The following is a 15305-nucleotide window of genomic DNA, read 5'->3' on the forward strand; positions in this document are numbered from 1 at the left end:
TCCAAAAAAAGATGCGCATTTCATTACTGGCCATGCTGTTTTGTTCCATTTCCTTCTGCGCCAATGCGCAGCTGGAAAATCTTGGAAAAACAGTAAACACTGAATACAATGAAATTAACCCGATTATCGCGCCCGACGGCAAAACCATTTACTTCTCTCGGGTTAGCCATCCGCAGAATACGCACGGGACCAAAGGCAGTCAGGATATCTGGTTTTCGGAATTGAAAAACGAGAAGTGGTCGCAGGCGCGGCGGCTTCCCGCACCATTGAATAAAGAAGATTATAACAGCCTTTACAGCATCACGCCCGATGGTAACACATTGCTGATCAAGGGATCCTACAAAAACGGTGTATACGAAACGCGGGGATTTTCTACAAGCAAAAAAACAGCGCGCGGTTGGGCTGCACCCAACAAGATCGACATTCCCGGCTATTCTAAAATAAGCAAAGGGCAATTCGACTGCGGTTATCTTTCCACGGACGGCAAGACATTGGTCATGTCATTCAGTGAGAAAAAGAATAGTAAGGTTGACGATATTTATGTGAGTTTCAAAGCGAAAGACGGCTCCTGGTCCAAACCTTTGAACCTCGGAAACGAGATCAATTCAGAAGAATTTACCGAAACAACACCATTCCTGGCTCCTGACGGGGTGACATTGTATTTTTCCAGCGACCGAAAAGGCGGACAGGGCAGCAATGATATTTATTACAGCAAGCGCATTGACAAAAGCTGGAAACGGTGGAGCCGCCCTGTGAATCTTGGTCCGGCCATCAATACGGATGGTTATGACGCCTATTACACCATTTCAGCATTGGGCGATTATTCCTATATGGTTTCGTTCAAAGGCACGGAAGGCAAGGGCGACGTGGTGCGTTATAACCTGAAACCGAAGGAAGTTCCGGGCGATACAACCGAAGCACCGATCGCCAATGTGCCCGTTTCTGATCCCGTGGTGATGATTAGCGGCAAGGTTATTGATTCAAAAACCGGCAAACCTGTTGAAGCTACGATCATTTATGAAAACCTGGCGGACGGAGAAGAGGTAGGAACAGCCACAACAAATCCAACTACGGGAGAATACAAGATCATCCTTCCTTACGGACAAAAATACAGCATGCGGGCCGTTGCACCTGATTTTATAGCCGAAGGCGAGAACATTGACCTGAGTGATTCGACTGCAACCAAAGGTTTCAAAGAAATTACCAACAAATCTTTAAAGCTGATCCCAATAGAAGAAGGGCAGATCGTAAGGCTTAATAACATTTTCTTTGCGACAGGAAAATCAACATTAAGCCCGGAATCATTTCCGGAACTGAACAGGATCGCGATTTCCATGACTGAAAACAAGACGCTGACCATTGAACTAGGTGGGCATACAGACAACACCGGTAGCGCCGAATTCAACATTAAGCTGTCACAGGACCGGGCCGATTCCGTCCGGGAATATCTGATCGGAAAGGGAATCGAGCCGGATCGCGTGGGCAGCAAAGGTTATGGCGAAACTGTTCCGGTCGCTAAAAATGACACGCCCGACGGCCAGCAACAAAACCGTCGTGTCGAATTCAAGATCTTAAAGAAATAACAGCTTCTTCCGGCCTGTCAACGAGCTTCTTTCTCTTGCTTTTCAGTCCAAAAACAATGCGGAGCACATTGAATTGCTTGATCAAGAAATGATACAATACCAGGCATATCAGGAACGTGGCAACCGAGATATAAACAAACTTTACAATCCAGGGTAATGTGTTGTTTATCAACGGATAAGCCAGACAAATGATGACCGTTTGGTGTAAAATATAAAATGGATATACTGCTTCATTGGCATATTTCAAAAAACGGTTTGAGAATTGCAGATAGACGTATCCATAGCCAAAAATAGAAAGCAGGATGCACCATGCATTGAATGTTTTTAATGTATTATAAAACATGATTTCGCCGCCTTCAATCTCCGCTCTGGGAATCCAGTAAAATGCATAGAGCGCGGTGGTCAACACCAGCCAGATTACCAGATTAACCTTCCTGTACTTTTTAAGCGTCTCCCAAAATCCGGTTTGTGTACACAAGACAAAACCCGTTACAAAAAGTGTAAAATCGTGAAAATGCTCATTCCAATCCCTGAGGAGGTTATGTGTCGTTGGATATTGCCCCAGTAATGCTGTTCCCACCACGTGCCAGATCACAGGAATAAGTATCAATGTGAACGGATTACTGAAAAAACGTGCCCAGCTTGCCGTCAACCCACTATTGCGGCGGATGAATAGTAACAGTGGGAGACCAATGAGCGAATAAAAAAAGATGTAAACAAGATACCAAAGGTGGTGCCAGCTGAAACTTCCCTCGGGATAAGGCGTGAATTCAAAAACGGTTTTGTAAAACTCGGCGTAGGAATAGGTTTCTCCCTGAGTGAGGCGCTCGAAAAAGATCTGCGGCGGAACGATCACAAACATGCCGAAAACCAGCGGAATAAATATCCGGACAAACCTTTCGCCCAAAAATGCTTTCGGTCCCCGGTTACCCAACGCAAAGTACATTCCAGCGCCCGAGATCATAAATAACAGCGACATCCGCCACTGGCTGGTAAACCGCATCGGCAGTTCAATGGCATGCGTAATGACATCATTCTTAATGTGCCACTCCCAAAAATTGAAGAACATGCCTACGTGGAAGAAGATCAGGATCGCGAATGCGATGACCCGAAGCCAGTCCAGATCGTAGCGGCGGGCTGTTAATGAAGCTGAATGTAAGTTGTCTTGATTTTTCATGGTCGGATTGTTTTGTTACCTGGACAAAAGTATCCGGACCGGTAGGCAAAAAACGACCGTGATTATCAGTTAGAAGTTCTTCCCGATAAACCAGAACATGCAAAAAGCTATTTTACAGCATTCTTTTTGAACTCGGAAGGTGTATAACCCGTGATTTTCCGAAATGATGTATTGAACGCAGATTTGGAATTGTAACCCACCATTTGCGCGATTTCCTCAATTTTTATAAAATTACTCCCTTCATCCCGGAGCAGTTTTTGAGCCTCATTAATCCTGTAATTGGCAACAAAATCAAAAAAGCTCTGACCCAATTCTTCATTCAATATTTGGGATAAATGATGCGGCGAAATGCCTATCCGCTTTGCCAGAATAGGCATTGAAAACCCAGGATCTAGAAAAGCCTTTTCACCGGCCATCACTTCCTCCAATTTTTTCAAAGTCGTGGACTGAATTTCCTGCGTTAAGGAAGATTTTTCATATTTTTTGGCAGCGCGCACATTGTTATCCTGGAAGAAAAGTGATCTGCGCAGCACCGTAAAACTGGTTGCATAAATAATGAAGGCGATAAACGCAGCGATAATGTGATCGCCGAGATCATGCGGGAACGAAAGCCGAACGGCCAGAAAAATGACTACCAGCACCGTCAATTGGAGATAAATGTTCCGGTACCAGGATAATGGACTCTTGTCTCTGGTAAAAATGGAGAGGTTTTCTTTTTTGAACGCATTACTCAGGAAATACAGCCCCGCCAGATTGTATATCACCATGCTAAAAGCAGTGAAATCGGTAATGTGGTTTTTGGGAAAAAACATCCAGTCGCTGCCATAACGGCTGGAAACTATCATTTCCATTTCAGGATGAAAGGCCGAAATGTTGCAATTGTATTTATAGGCGTTGCCCTGTGGATAAATGAGGACACACATGTATAAAAAATAGATTATCGCAGGCAGTAAATGAACCCAGTAACCCCTTTCAGATCTTTGGCTGATGCCTGTTTTAATATATAAATAGGCCAAGGGCGCTAAAACGAGATTGATCGGTTCTGAAAAATCTACAAGCCACAGGACCTGGAACATATAATTTGTGTAACCCAGCCAAACATCCCCCAGTAGAATGGCCATTCCCAGAATGAGCCCTCCCAAAAATAAGTTGGGCTGCTTATCGCCTTTGGCGTGTGAAAGAAAAAAATAGGCGAGTATAAGCCCCTGAACAAACCCCAGCAGAATGAAAATAGAAAACAGGTCGGTCCGGATGGGCAGCGTTGCGGGAGTCATAAAAATATATCTGTATTCAAATATACAAAATCAAAAATGTATGTTTGTGCTTATCCCGGCACCAAAATTTAAAGCGTACTTTTGAATTTCATCGCCACTTTCTCATGAATGCCAAACGTTCTCCTGCACTTGGTTTTATTTTTGTCACTTTACTTATTGATGTAATCGGGCTCGGCATTATCATTCCTGTGATGCCCAAACTGATCAGCGAACTCACCGGCGACAGCATCAGCGACGCATCGCGCGACGGCGGCTGGCTTTTGTTTGCCTATGCGTCGATGCAGTTTCTTTGTGCACCCATCATTGGCGGGATCAGTGACCGGTTTGGCCGTCGACCTGTGCTGCTGGCTTCATTATTTGGCTTTGGTGTTGATTACATTTTCCTCGCATTTGCGCCTACGCTTGCCTGGCTTTACGTAGGGCGGATCATTGCAGGGATTTTGGGTGCAAGCTTCACAACAGGTGCTGCCTACATTGCCGACATCAGCACGCCCGAGAAACGGGCGCAGAACTTCGGACTACTTGGAGCTGCTTTTGGGCTAGGATTTATCATTGGCCCAGTCGTTGGCGGCTTACTGGGCCAATATGGAACGCGCGTCCCTTTCCTCGCTGCCGCAGCATTCTCTTTGCTTAATTGCTTATACGGCTATTTCATCTTACCCGAGTCCCTCTCTCAGGAGCATCGGAGAAAATTTGAATGGTCGCGTGCAAACCCAATCGGATCACTGCAAAACCTGAAACGCTACCCGGTCATTTATGGTTTGATTTTCTCCTTAGGACTGTTATATGTGGCGTTACATGCCGTGCAGAGCAACTGGTCATTTTATGTGATCGAAAAATTCAACTGGGACGAAGCTCATATCGGTTATTCCCTGGGTGCAGTAGGCGTTTTGAGTGCATTTGTCCAGGGTTATCTGATCAGGCTTATTTTACCAAAACTGGGTCAGAAACGAGGTGTTTACACCGGCCTGCTACTCTATGCAGTCGGATTTATGTTGTATGCGTTTGCTACCCAGGGTTGGATGATGTACGCATTTATGATTCCTTACATCATGGGAAGCATTGCGGGACCCGCCTTACAAGGGATTATTTCCACTCAAGTTCAACCGAATGAGCAAGGCGAAATTCAGGGCGCTTTAACAAGCTTGCAAAGTCTGACTTCCATCATTGGCCCGCCATTAATGACCAATTTGTTTTCCTTTTTCACGCAACCTTCTGCACCTATCTATTTGCCGGGAGCGCCCATGATCATGGCTGCTGTGCTTACATTACTTAGCACTTTTCTGGCCAGGAGAAGCCTCAAACGTAATTTTTAGACGGAAATTAGTTACTAGTAAAGTACGATCAGGAAAAGAAACACAACCAGCCAGAGCGCGCCGGTAAAATGCCAGTATCGGGTTAATAACTTAATCCGCAACCGGTTGGGAGGATTTACGCTGTAAACAAAAGAGTCTATGTAAGTCCTGTTCTTGACAGCTTTTTGGAAAAGCATGCTCAGATAAATAACTCCGGCAATAATATGCACCAAATGCAGTCCGGTTAGAAGATAGACCAACCCGCTGGAAGTAGTGATGCCGTTAAATATGCCGGCATTGAGCATTTCGGCCCAGCCACCTGCTTGTAACAAGACAAAAGCAATTCCTAATAAAAGTGTAGTACCCAAAAATACGCGATAATGCAAAAAACGCTCACTGGCAAAAGCCAGGTTTGCCTCATGCAGCGTGATGCTGCTAAACAAAATTACCAGTGTACTCAGCCAGAACATATCGGGAAGGACAATCATATGCCCAGTCTCCTTATGCATTTGAACCAAAAAAATGACGAAAATAGAAGTAAATAGCAACGAGCTTCCGATTACACCAAGCCAAAGCATAAAACCCAGGGGTTCTCGCCGCTTGGTAAAAGGGTTTTCCTTTAATTTGGTGGTTGGTTTGGAGCTCATTAAACCTCTTTTCTCTAATGCTTTATAAAGCGGGGAGGTGAATATAGTTACTATTTCCCTCGTTTTGTAACCTGATAATAATTTTTAATCCAGTAATCCTTGCCAAACAGTAAAATCGGCAAAATGCTTCGTTAAATCCTTTTCCACATCAAATATTCCAAACAAGGTCGAGCCTGAACCGCTCATTGCAGCATAAAGTGCCCCCTGATTATATAACGCCTTCTTGATCTCTTCCAAAAGAGGATATTTTGGGAAAAGCGTTGCTTCAAAGTCATTTTTAACTTTATATTTCCAATTCTCAATCGGCTCTTTTAACACAGTACGCAAATCATCCACACTACGTTTCGGTACAATGCCCGAATAAGCTTCTACGGTTGAAATGTGCAATCCCGGATTAATCAAAACGATCCACTTCCCCTTCAAATTCAGATCAATATCTTCAAAGACATCCCCTTTTTGAAAACAATAGGCTGGCTTGTTCGGAATAAAAAAAGCGCAGTCACTGCCTAATCTACGTGCGTAATCGAGCTGTTTTTTAAAAGATATTTCAAGATTAAAGTGCTGGTTCAAAGCCTTAATGGCAAATGCAGCGTCCGCAGACCCTCCTCCCAGCCCGGCGCCTATGGGTATGCTTTTCAGCAGATGGATCTTTACCGGCGGCAATGGATAGTCCGCCGCAATCATTTGGTATGCTTTTGTGCAAAGGTTATCAGAAGCGTTCCCGGGAATTGCTATGCCGTCCGATTGGAAAGAAAACTTCTCATCCAAGGTGATTTCGAGTGCGTCGGACCAGCCCACGGGATAAAAACAGGACTCTATGTTATGATATCCGTCAGCCCGTTTCTCAACGATATTAAGGCCGATATTGATTTTTGCGTTTGGAAATACAAGCATTACTTCATGTTATTGTTCCCATCGCCATTCCTGCCCGATCACCAATTCTTCCTTTAAACCCTGCGAAATCAGATAATCGCGGGTTTTGGTATCAGAAAGCTTGGAAACAGCAATGGTTTCGGCGTTTGCCAGCGCATATAAATACATGGATGCAATGCGCACGGTATTCTCAAATTGACCTTTATTCACCAGACTAAAATCATCACAATCAGCATGATAACATTGCAAAACATTGGGATCCAGGTGACCCGACAAGCCGGCAATGGGGACTCCTTCGAGCATAAACGGCTGGTGATCGCTATGTAATCCGGCCCGGTTTGACGATTCATTTTTGAAGGATTGGTCTACACGCTGAATGGCGCTGCCCACCCCGGCAAAGAATTCATTCATTTCATCCCTCCCAAAAGCATTAACGCCTCTCGGATCGTTCGTCATATCCAGGTTCATCATATAACTTACCTTGTTGATTTCACCTGATTTCTTCAATTCGCTCACAAAATGCTTAGAGCCCAATAAACCTTGTTCCTCACCCATAAATAAAACAAATTGGATCGTGCGCTCAGGTTTCACCTTCAATGCTTTGAATGTTCTTGCAATGTCCATCACTGCAAAAGAACCAATGCCATTGTCAATCGCCCCGGTTGCCAGATCCCAGGAATCCAGGTGGCCGCCAATGATCACTTTTTCGTCTGACTTACCTTTGAGCGTTGCAATTACATTCCTTGCTTTAATGGGCTTGGAAATGTTGTGCATATCAATGTGCGCTTCCAAGGGCCCCTCTTCTTTTAACCATTTACGAAGCTCTCCCCCACTGTCATTTGAAATACAAACAGCCGGAATAGATATTATTGCACCTGTGACAGAAGCCGTTCCCGTAAGCAATATCTTGCCAGGAGCGCCATTTACCATAATCACACCACGCGCACCATATTTAATTGCCAGCGCCGTTTTTTCAGAACGGTGCAGGTTTTTCTTGCCCTGAGCTCCTACCAGATTAATATTTGCCAGTGCAACTTTTCCCTTAACCCGTTCCTTAATGGCCTCAAAATCTTCTTCCAAACCATTGCCTACATCCACAATTTCACCTTGAAGGTTCGACTCAACCGGGGAATGTGCCAGTGAAACAACCGGAACTTCTCTGAAATTATCACTGCTGCTCGGCGCAATGGACAATGTGACCGTGTCCCGCATCCAGGCTTCAACTTCGAAAGGCTGGAATGAAACATCTGCAAATCCGTAACTTTTCAGGAGCTGAAATGCATATTCTTCGGCTTTTTCACCATTGACGCTACCGGTTAACCTGTGTCCGATCGTCTTTGTTGCCTCACCAAGCGTCTGATACGCTTTGCTGTTTTTTCTTACCTCATTATCAAGCCGGGAGAAGGGTTTTTCCCATTTTTTTTCAACAGGACTAAATCCGGCGAACAATACAATTAAGCCACCAATCAAAACCACTTGTACAATTTTTTTCATAATACCCATTGAAGGATGGTCCGTTTTCTTAAAATTACACCTTGAAATTAATAATCAGCTATTTGGTGTTCCGCATCGTTAACACAAATAAGACTACAAATAGATTCAAATTGTTTCAATATCTTCATTAAAATAGTGAATTTTTCCCGGACTGGATATCTTTTTCAATTTTCGTGGTAAAAGAGGTTTGGCGGTAAGAAATCATATAAGTGTAATATTTACACTTAATATCTTGTTTTTCCCAAACCGAGGGAACATTTTTGTATTTTGTTCGGCTTATATTTAAATATTACAGCAATTTTTAATCAAAACAGAAACAATGTATTTCCTGGGATTCGATTTAGGCAGTTCGTCTGTAAAAGCATGTTTGATCCACGCAGATTCGGGTGCCGTTGCCGCCGCTGCGTTTTATCCTGAACGGGAAATGACGATCGCCGCCCCCAAGCCTGGCTTCGCGGAACAGCAACCTGAAATGTGGTGGCAAAATGCTTGCCTCGCTTCAAAAGCAGTAATCCAAAAGGCTGGCATTTCGCCTGAGGAAGTGGGTGCGATTGGAATATCATATCAAATGCATGGGTTAGTGGTTGTTGATAAAGATATGAATGTGCTTCGCCCGTCCATTATCTGGTGCGACAGCCGCGCCGTGGAGGTTGGAAACAAAGCGATGGAAGCATTGGGGGAGGAATATGTGCTGCCCCACCTGCTCAATTCTCCTGGTAATTTCACTGCGTCCAAATTAGGTTGGGTTAAAGAAAACGAGCCTGATGTTTATGCAAAGGTTTATAAATTCATGCTTCCAGGTGATTACCTGGCTGCACGGATGACCGGCGACATTGTTACCACACCATCGGGCTTGTCCGAAGGCATTTTTTGGGACTTTGTCAACGACCGTCCAGCTGATTTCCTTTTCGATTATTTTGGTTTCAACCAGGAGATCATGCCTGAGGTGCTGCCCACATTCTCAGAGCAAGGAAAAGTAACAGCATCCGCCGCCGAAGCATTGGGATTACGAGCTGGCATTCCTGTCACTTACCGTGCGGGAGACCAGCCCAACAATGCATTCTCGTTGAATGTCCTTGAACCGGGTGAAGTGGCAGCAACAGCTGGCACGTCTGGCGTTGTTTATGGCGTAAGCGATCAGGTGAAATTTGACCCTAAATCGCGTGTAAACACTTTCCTTCATGTAAACCCAATATCGAAAGCGTCCCGTTACGGCGTTTTGCTTTGCGTAAATGGAACAGGCAGCCTGAACGGCTGGCTGCGCAATTCCTTATTCCAGGGCAATGTTTCGTATCCCGAAATGAATGCATTGGCTTCGCAAGCTCCTGTCGGTGCCGACGGATTATTTTGTCTTCCTTTCGGTAACGGTGCAGAACGGATGCTTGAAAACCAGGATCCGGGCAGCACATTCAAAGGTTTACAATTCAGCCGTCACGGGCTTAACCATTACACACGCGCTGCGCAGGAAGGCATCGTTTTCGCTTTATACTACGGCATGGAAATCATGGAAACCGTTGGCGTTTCCCTGAAAAATATCCGTGCAGGTGAGGCAAATATGTTCCTGAGCCCGGTGTTCCGGGAAACATTTGCAAACGTATCCGGTGCAACAGTCGAACTTTACAATACAGACGGCGCACAAGGCGCTGCGCGTGCCGCAGGGTTTGGCCTCGGTTACTACAAAAACCGCTCTGAGGCTTTTGTGGGCCTTTCTGCATTAAGCACAATCGAACCTGATAATGCATTAACAGAAGCCACCAGGGAAGCCTACGGCAACTGGAAAGCAGCTTTGGAAAGCAGTCTTTAACAATCTGCTTTAATAATTCTGACAAAATCCTGGTCTTAATAACGCATCACAATGTTACTAAGACCAGGCATTTTGCCAAACGTTATGCATTAGCTTCCTGCGTCCTGGTGATCTCCTCGATCTTGAAAGCCACAATTTCCACCGTTCGGACAGTCTGGTTCTCCTTATTCAAATACTGACGATAGCTTAGCTTGCCTTCAACGGAAACCATCTTTCCCTTTTCAAGCATTGTTTCGCAACGTTGCGCCAGCGGTCCCCAGGCGATGATCGAGTGCCACGATGTTGACTTGACTTCCTCTTTGCTTTTGTTAATATAGTTTTCATCTGTGGCTAGTGAAAACGTTACTGCCCTGCCGCCATCAAATTCCTTTACATTGATTTCACGGCCTACATTTCCGATAAGTTTTACTGAATTCATGTTTTCTGACTTGGTTTAATAATGAATGTTCAATTTGTTGAGACGACTCTCCCAAATCGACTTTACAAATGTGCAGCATCGATCGGATGCGATTCGGTTATTAACTACTTACAGTCAGATACAAGCATTTGCAGCCGTTTGCAAACGGAAAAACCTGTTTCTTGGGCGCTGCAAAAGTTATTTTACTATATTGCGAAGCGAGATTATATATGCACACTTACGAATCCCGTAAACCGGATTCGATTAAACATTGAAAAAATGAAGAATTGCCTGGAATGCGGGAAACCACTGATGGGAAGAGTAGACAAGAAATTCTGCTCGGATATGTGCCGGAACAGCTACAATAACCGGTTAAATTCAGATTCTTATAATATAGTCAGGAACATGAACAACCAGCTTCGGAAAAATCGCCGGATCCTGGAAGAATTGTGCCCGGACGACAAATCCAAGACCACAAAAAGCCAGCTTATCGGGAAAGGATTTGACTTTAATCTCATCACAAGCGTCCGACCGACGTTGAAAGGCAATATTTACCACTTCGTGTATGATTATGGCTATCTGGAATTGGAAAATGATATTTATCTGATCGTAAAGGATAAACGTTTGGATAAATAGATATTTTTGCACGAGCATTCAAATAACCACCCAATGAAAAAAGTTAGTTTAAGCGACTCTGGCCCAAAAGTATCCGAAGCAATTTATGGTTTCTGGAGATGGACAGATGAAGGTGCCCAAACCACGTCTCAAATTGAGAAAACTGTTAATCTTTGTCTGGAACTGGGCATCAACACTTTTGATCATGCAGATGTTTACGGCGATACGGCCATAGAAGAACATTTTGGGAAAGTGGTTCAGAACAAGTCTTTTAAAAGGGAAGATATCGTCTTGTTCAGCAAATGCGGGATCAGAACATCGAGCAATAAATACCTGACTTATTACGATACATCGCGTGACCACATTGTAAATAGCATTAACGGCTCTTTAAAACGGCTGAAAACGGATTATCTGGATATTTTCCTTTTGCACCAAAGCGATTTCTTGTCTGATCCCGAAGAAACCGCGACAGCGCTTGCAGAAATTGTAAAATCAGGAAAAACAAAACATATTGGTGTGGCCAATTTTACGGTTTTTCAACACCAATTGCTGGCTTCTTACCTGCGAATCCCGATCGTTACCAATCATATTGAGTTGAATTTGATGAATACAACCGCGATCGAGGATGGTCGAATTGATTTCATTAAGCAGAGTTTCAGCAAGCCGCTTGCTTGGGCGCCGCTGGCTGGTGGTAAAATTTTGAATGGAACGGAAGAGAAAGCGGTCCGTTTAAGAGCTAAGCTGGAAGAAGTCGGTAAAAAATACGATGCAAATATTGAGCAAACTGCGGTTGCGTGGCTTATGAAATTGGGCACTTTGCCAATCATAGGCTCACTTTCTGAAACAAGGATCAGGAATGGCGCAAGCGCTTCGGATATCAAATTAAGCCACGAAGACTGGTACGAAATCTATCAGGTTGTAGGCAAATAACCATTAAAAGCGGGTTGTTTTATTTAGTTAGAACAATCCGCCATTCTCCTCCGCTCAGCACTTTATATTTCTCAGAAAAACTTCCCATATTAATGCCCAGGGAGAAATTAAGCAGACTGTTGAAATAACCAACGTCAGCCCCCTCCTTCACCTCCCCGAACGTATTCACATAGCGGACTTTCCCTTCGTAAATTTTCGAATCCTGGTTAAAAACCTGCACTTGGATGTCCTCGCCTATCTTAATGTTGAGTTTATTAAAAACTTCTTTATTAATGTTAGTCCAGACATTCCCATACTGAATGTCTAGAATCGGGATCGCTCCTGTTACATGACCATTTTCAAAAACAGCCTTTTGGTAAGGAATAGACACAACTTTGTTTTCGAGCTTTCTTCCAACTTGTTCAAACGAAATCACGTTTGCGGCCAGACGTGCCGCGGTAAATGCGTATACATCCCTCCCGTGGAATGTGTATGATTCGTTTGAATCCTTCCGCCGGTTAACAGCCTCATCTATTTCTCTCAATTCCTGAATGCCCAGCTGTTCCGCAACCAATGTTAATGTGCCATTGTCAGGCGTCACAAAATAATGTCCGGACTTGGATTTCATAACGACGGATTTACGTTCAGTGCCCACACCAGGATCCACTACTGAAACAAAAACAGTCCCAATTGGCCAATAGGGAGCCGTTTGCACCAATCTGTATGCGCCTTCCCAGATGTTATAAGCAGGAATTTCATGGGTGAGATCATACATTCTTAAATCAGGCGATACACCGGAAGCAACACCTTTCATTGCCGAGACTGCCCCATCTTTTAGCCCAAAATCAGATTGAAAAACCAGGATATTATTCTGCGCATAGGCGGTCAACTGCATTCCCAATACCAGGATCAGCAACATTCCAATCTGCGCAAAAAATAAGTAACGTGATGTTTTAAGCTGGCTCAATGCTTTCATGGACATACAGATATGGTGTGAAAGGACAAATTTATCAAGTGGCATGGGTTTTTAAAACCTGATTTTATTAATGTGATTTTTTCAAGTAAACCAAGAGACGAATGGCGGTAATCGGAGAACTTATTAAGAAGGCTATTGATTTCACGGGAATGATCATAAGCGATCCCGATCCCGTTGAAGCACAGGAAAAAGTTTTACGAAACCTGCTTGAAACCGCCAGGCTGACCGCGTTTGGCAAAGCTTACAATTTTACAGAGCTGTTACAAAGCGACGATATCATTACCGCATTTCAGCAAAAAGTGCCGGCGCATGATTATGACAAAATGTACGAAGAATGGTGGCACTACCTACTCGAAGGTCATCAAAATGTGACCTGGCCTGGCGGACAGCAGTATTTTGCACTCAGTAGCGGAACTACAAGCGCCAGCAAATACATTCCGGTAACCGACGATATGCTCAACGCAATCAGAAAGGCTGGCATTTCGGAAATTACCAATATCAATGCATTTAATTTACCAGGTGATTTTTTTACAAAACAAATCCTGATGCTGGGAAGCAGCACTTCTCTGATTCAAAAGGACGATCATCAGGAAGGTGAAATCAGTGGGATCAGTGCCAGTAACCTGCCAACCTGGTTTGGCGGATTTTATAAACCCGGAAGAGAAATTGCGGACATTGCTGATTGGGACGAGCGTGTTAAAAAAATCGCCGAGGAAGCCCCAAACTGGGATATTGGATGCATTTCGGGGATTCCGGCCTGGGTGGAATTAATGCTTAAAGAGATCATAAGTCATAACAAGCTCAATAACATTCATGAAATTTGGCCAAATCTGATGGTTTATACAACAGGCGGCGTCGCATTTGAGCCTTACCGGAAAAGTCTTGAACAATTATTTGCTCGTCCGTTGATCTACATTGACACTTATCTGGCCTCCGAAGGTTTTATAGCCATTCAAAAACGCCCCGATACAAGTTCTATGGCCCTGTTTCCGGACAATGGAATTTTTTACGAGTTTGTGCCATTTGATGGTGATCATGTAGACGAAAATGGTTTGGTAAAACCCGGAGCAAACGTTTTATCGCTTGCTGATGCCGAGGAAAATGTTGAATACGTGCTCCTGATATCAACTGTTTCTGGCGCATGGCGCTATATGATAGGAGATACGGTGCAAATAACAGACAAGTCCAAAGCCGAGATCAAGATTACGGGCCGCACAAAGCATTTCCTGAATGTTGTTGGCTCGCAACTTTCAGTAAACCAAATGAATGATGCATTGCGGGTTATCGAACAGGAATATGATGTTGTGATCAAAGAATTCATCGTTGCGGCCGTTCACCGGGGTGAAGATTACATTCATAAATGGTTTCTGAGTTGTGACAAATTTCCTGATAATGAAAAGGTTGCTGAATCGCTGGATAAAACACTTCGGGAAAATAATAAAAACTATAACGTGGCCAGAGGTCGCGCTTTAAAGGGAATTGAAACAGAATTAATCCCCGAAGAAATGTTTTACAAGTGGAGCGAAGACACCAAAAAACTAGGTGGACAGGTTAAAATTCCGAGAGTAATGAAAGAGGAAGAATTTCTCGAGTTCGAAGCTTTTGTCAGAAACAACTCATGATTTCAACTTGGCAGCTTCCTGGCGTGCAGCGTTCTGCCGGGCAGCATCTTGCTGTGCTGCTTCCAGCTTTTGAACCTGTTCCATGATCTCGTCCGGCGAAAGATAAAGCCGGGCTATTTTATTTTTATACTTTTCGGATAAACTGGCGTGATTCAGGATAAAGTGCTTTGTTTTAACAATATAACTTCCTAATCCATGGTTTACCGCATAAGTGTCCGCTACGCGCTCGGCTTGTTTTATGTATTTTGAAGAAAACAAGTAGCCAATGCCAAACCGCATCATGCTCACAACATTCCTGTTTTCATAATCCATAACGTGCCCCAACTCGTGCCCTATCCAGCCTACCATAATGTCAGGCGGGATCTGATGAATAGGAATGGCAGAGGTTGTTAGCCTGAATAATGCACTAATGTTGATATTATAGCCCCGTTTTGCCCCAAACATGGTTCCAATCTTCGGCTGGGCCTGCATGACAGAACGCTTAATGTTCCGTTTAAACACAAAATCAATAGGCGTTTCCTGCAACTCGGGGTAAAAAGACAAAGCCTTTAAAACCTCATTTTCAATAATTTTCGGGATGGTCTTGTTAACAGGAGCTTGCATGCGGAGTGATTAAAATGGGTGATGCTGTACGCCTAT

Annotated in this window: 14 protein-coding genes; 6 read left to right on the forward strand and 8 right to left on the reverse strand. The window is 44.0% G+C overall.

Annotated features, from left to right (window positions below):
- Positions 1 to 11 precede the first annotated feature (11 nt).
- Positions 12 to 1583 carry an OmpA family protein gene (locus B5X68_RS23900; RefSeq protein ID WP_082217293.1) on the forward strand — a complete coding sequence of 524 codons (1572 nt, stop codon included), beginning with the start codon at positions 12 to 14 and terminating at the stop codon, positions 1581 to 1583.
- Here B5X68_RS23900 and B5X68_RS23905 read toward each other — a convergent pair.
- Together B5X68_RS23905 and B5X68_RS23910 are read right to left on the reverse strand one after the other, a co-directional pair.
- Positions 1564 to 2760: an acyltransferase family protein gene (locus B5X68_RS23905; RefSeq protein WP_082217294.1), complete on the reverse strand. Its 1197-nt coding sequence runs from the start codon at positions 2758 to 2760 to the stop codon at positions 1564 to 1566. The two genes, B5X68_RS23900 and B5X68_RS23905, sit on opposite strands and share 20 nt — an antisense overlap.
- Positions 2761 to 2867: 107 nt before the next feature.
- A complete protein-coding gene (locus B5X68_RS23910; protein ID WP_229208543.1) occupies positions 2868 to 4034 on the reverse strand; it encodes a helix-turn-helix domain-containing protein in 1167 nt (388 codons plus the stop codon).
- A 104-nt stretch (positions 4035 to 4138) separates the two neighbouring features.
- On the opposite strand from B5X68_RS23910, the gene B5X68_RS23915 reads away from it, so the two are divergent.
- The gene (locus B5X68_RS23915; RefSeq protein WP_082217295.1) at positions 4139 to 5350 is read left to right on the forward strand and encodes a TCR/Tet family MFS transporter; all 1212 of its coding nucleotides are present in this window, start codon (positions 4139 to 4141) and stop codon (positions 5348 to 5350) included.
- Between the two features lie 14 nt (positions 5351 to 5364).
- Here B5X68_RS23915 and B5X68_RS23920 read toward each other — a convergent pair whose 3' ends face one another.
- The 3 genes from B5X68_RS23920 to B5X68_RS23930 all read right to left on the reverse strand — a co-directional run bounded on the left by B5X68_RS23920 (position 5365) and on the right by B5X68_RS23930 (position 8343).
- Positions 5365 to 5976, reverse strand: coding sequence for a cytochrome c oxidase subunit 3 (locus tag B5X68_RS23920; RefSeq protein WP_082217296.1), 612 nt, complete (start codon positions 5974 to 5976; stop codon positions 5365 to 5367).
- A gap of 84 nt (positions 5977 to 6060) precedes the next feature.
- Complete coding sequence (ispE, locus tag B5X68_RS23925; protein ID WP_082217297.1) at positions 6061 to 6870, reverse strand: 4-(cytidine 5'-diphospho)-2-C-methyl-D-erythritol kinase; 810 nt, start codon at positions 6868 to 6870, stop codon at positions 6061 to 6063.
- Between the two features lie 9 nt (positions 6871 to 6879).
- Positions 6880 to 8343 (reverse strand): M28 family peptidase, encoded by a 1464-nt coding sequence (locus B5X68_RS23930; RefSeq protein WP_082217419.1) that lies wholly within the window; start codon positions 8341 to 8343, stop codon positions 6880 to 6882.
- Positions 8344 to 8662: 319 nt separating this feature from the next.
- Here B5X68_RS23930 and B5X68_RS23935 point away from each other — a divergent pair, with 319 nt between their 5' ends.
- On the forward strand, positions 8663 to 10147 hold the full coding sequence (locus B5X68_RS23935) for a xylulokinase (RefSeq protein WP_082217298.1): 1485 nt from the start codon (positions 8663 to 8665) through the stop codon (positions 10145 to 10147).
- 82 nt (positions 10148 to 10229) lie between these two features.
- On the opposite strand, the gene B5X68_RS23940 is transcribed toward B5X68_RS23935, so the two are convergent.
- Positions 10230 to 10565, reverse strand: a complete 336-nt coding sequence (locus B5X68_RS23940) for a single-stranded DNA-binding protein (protein WP_082217299.1) — start codon at positions 10563 to 10565, stop codon at positions 10230 to 10232.
- 258 nt (positions 10566 to 10823) lie between these two features.
- On the opposite strand from B5X68_RS23940, the gene B5X68_RS23945 reads away from it, so the two are divergent.
- On the forward strand, positions 10824 to 11180 hold the full coding sequence (locus tag B5X68_RS23945; protein WP_082217420.1) for a DNA gyrase inhibitor YacG: 357 nt from the start codon (positions 10824 to 10826) through the stop codon (positions 11178 to 11180).
- 33 nt (positions 11181 to 11213) lie between these two features.
- Positions 11214 to 12089, forward strand: coding sequence for an aldo/keto reductase (locus tag B5X68_RS23950; RefSeq protein ID WP_082217300.1), 876 nt, complete (start codon positions 11214 to 11216; stop codon positions 12087 to 12089).
- Positions 12090 to 12108: 19 nt separating this feature from the next.
- Here the strand turns inward: B5X68_RS23950 and B5X68_RS23955 are convergent, their stop codons facing one another.
- The gene (locus B5X68_RS23955; protein WP_229208544.1) at positions 12109 to 13089 is read right to left on the reverse strand and encodes an SAM hydrolase/SAM-dependent halogenase family protein; all 981 of its coding nucleotides are present in this window, start codon (positions 13087 to 13089) and stop codon (positions 12109 to 12111) included.
- Between the two features lie 56 nt (positions 13090 to 13145).
- Here B5X68_RS23955 and B5X68_RS23960 point away from each other — a divergent pair, with 56 nt between their 5' ends.
- Positions 13146 to 14666, forward strand: a complete 1521-nt coding sequence (locus B5X68_RS23960; protein ID WP_082217301.1) for a GH3 family acyl-acid amido synthetase — start codon at positions 13146 to 13148, stop codon at positions 14664 to 14666.
- Here B5X68_RS23960 and B5X68_RS23965 read toward each other — a convergent pair.
- Positions 14661 to 15269: a hypothetical protein gene (locus B5X68_RS23965; RefSeq protein ID WP_082217302.1), complete on the reverse strand. Its 609-nt coding sequence runs from the start codon at positions 15267 to 15269 to the stop codon at positions 14661 to 14663. The genes B5X68_RS23960 and B5X68_RS23965 overlap by 6 nt on opposite strands.
- Positions 15270 to 15305: the final 36 nt, after the last annotated feature.

The sequence above is a fragment of the Dyadobacter psychrophilus genome (assembly GCF_900167945.1).
GTDB classification, from domain to species: Bacteria; Bacteroidota; Bacteroidia; order Cytophagales; family Spirosomataceae; genus Dyadobacter; species Dyadobacter psychrophilus.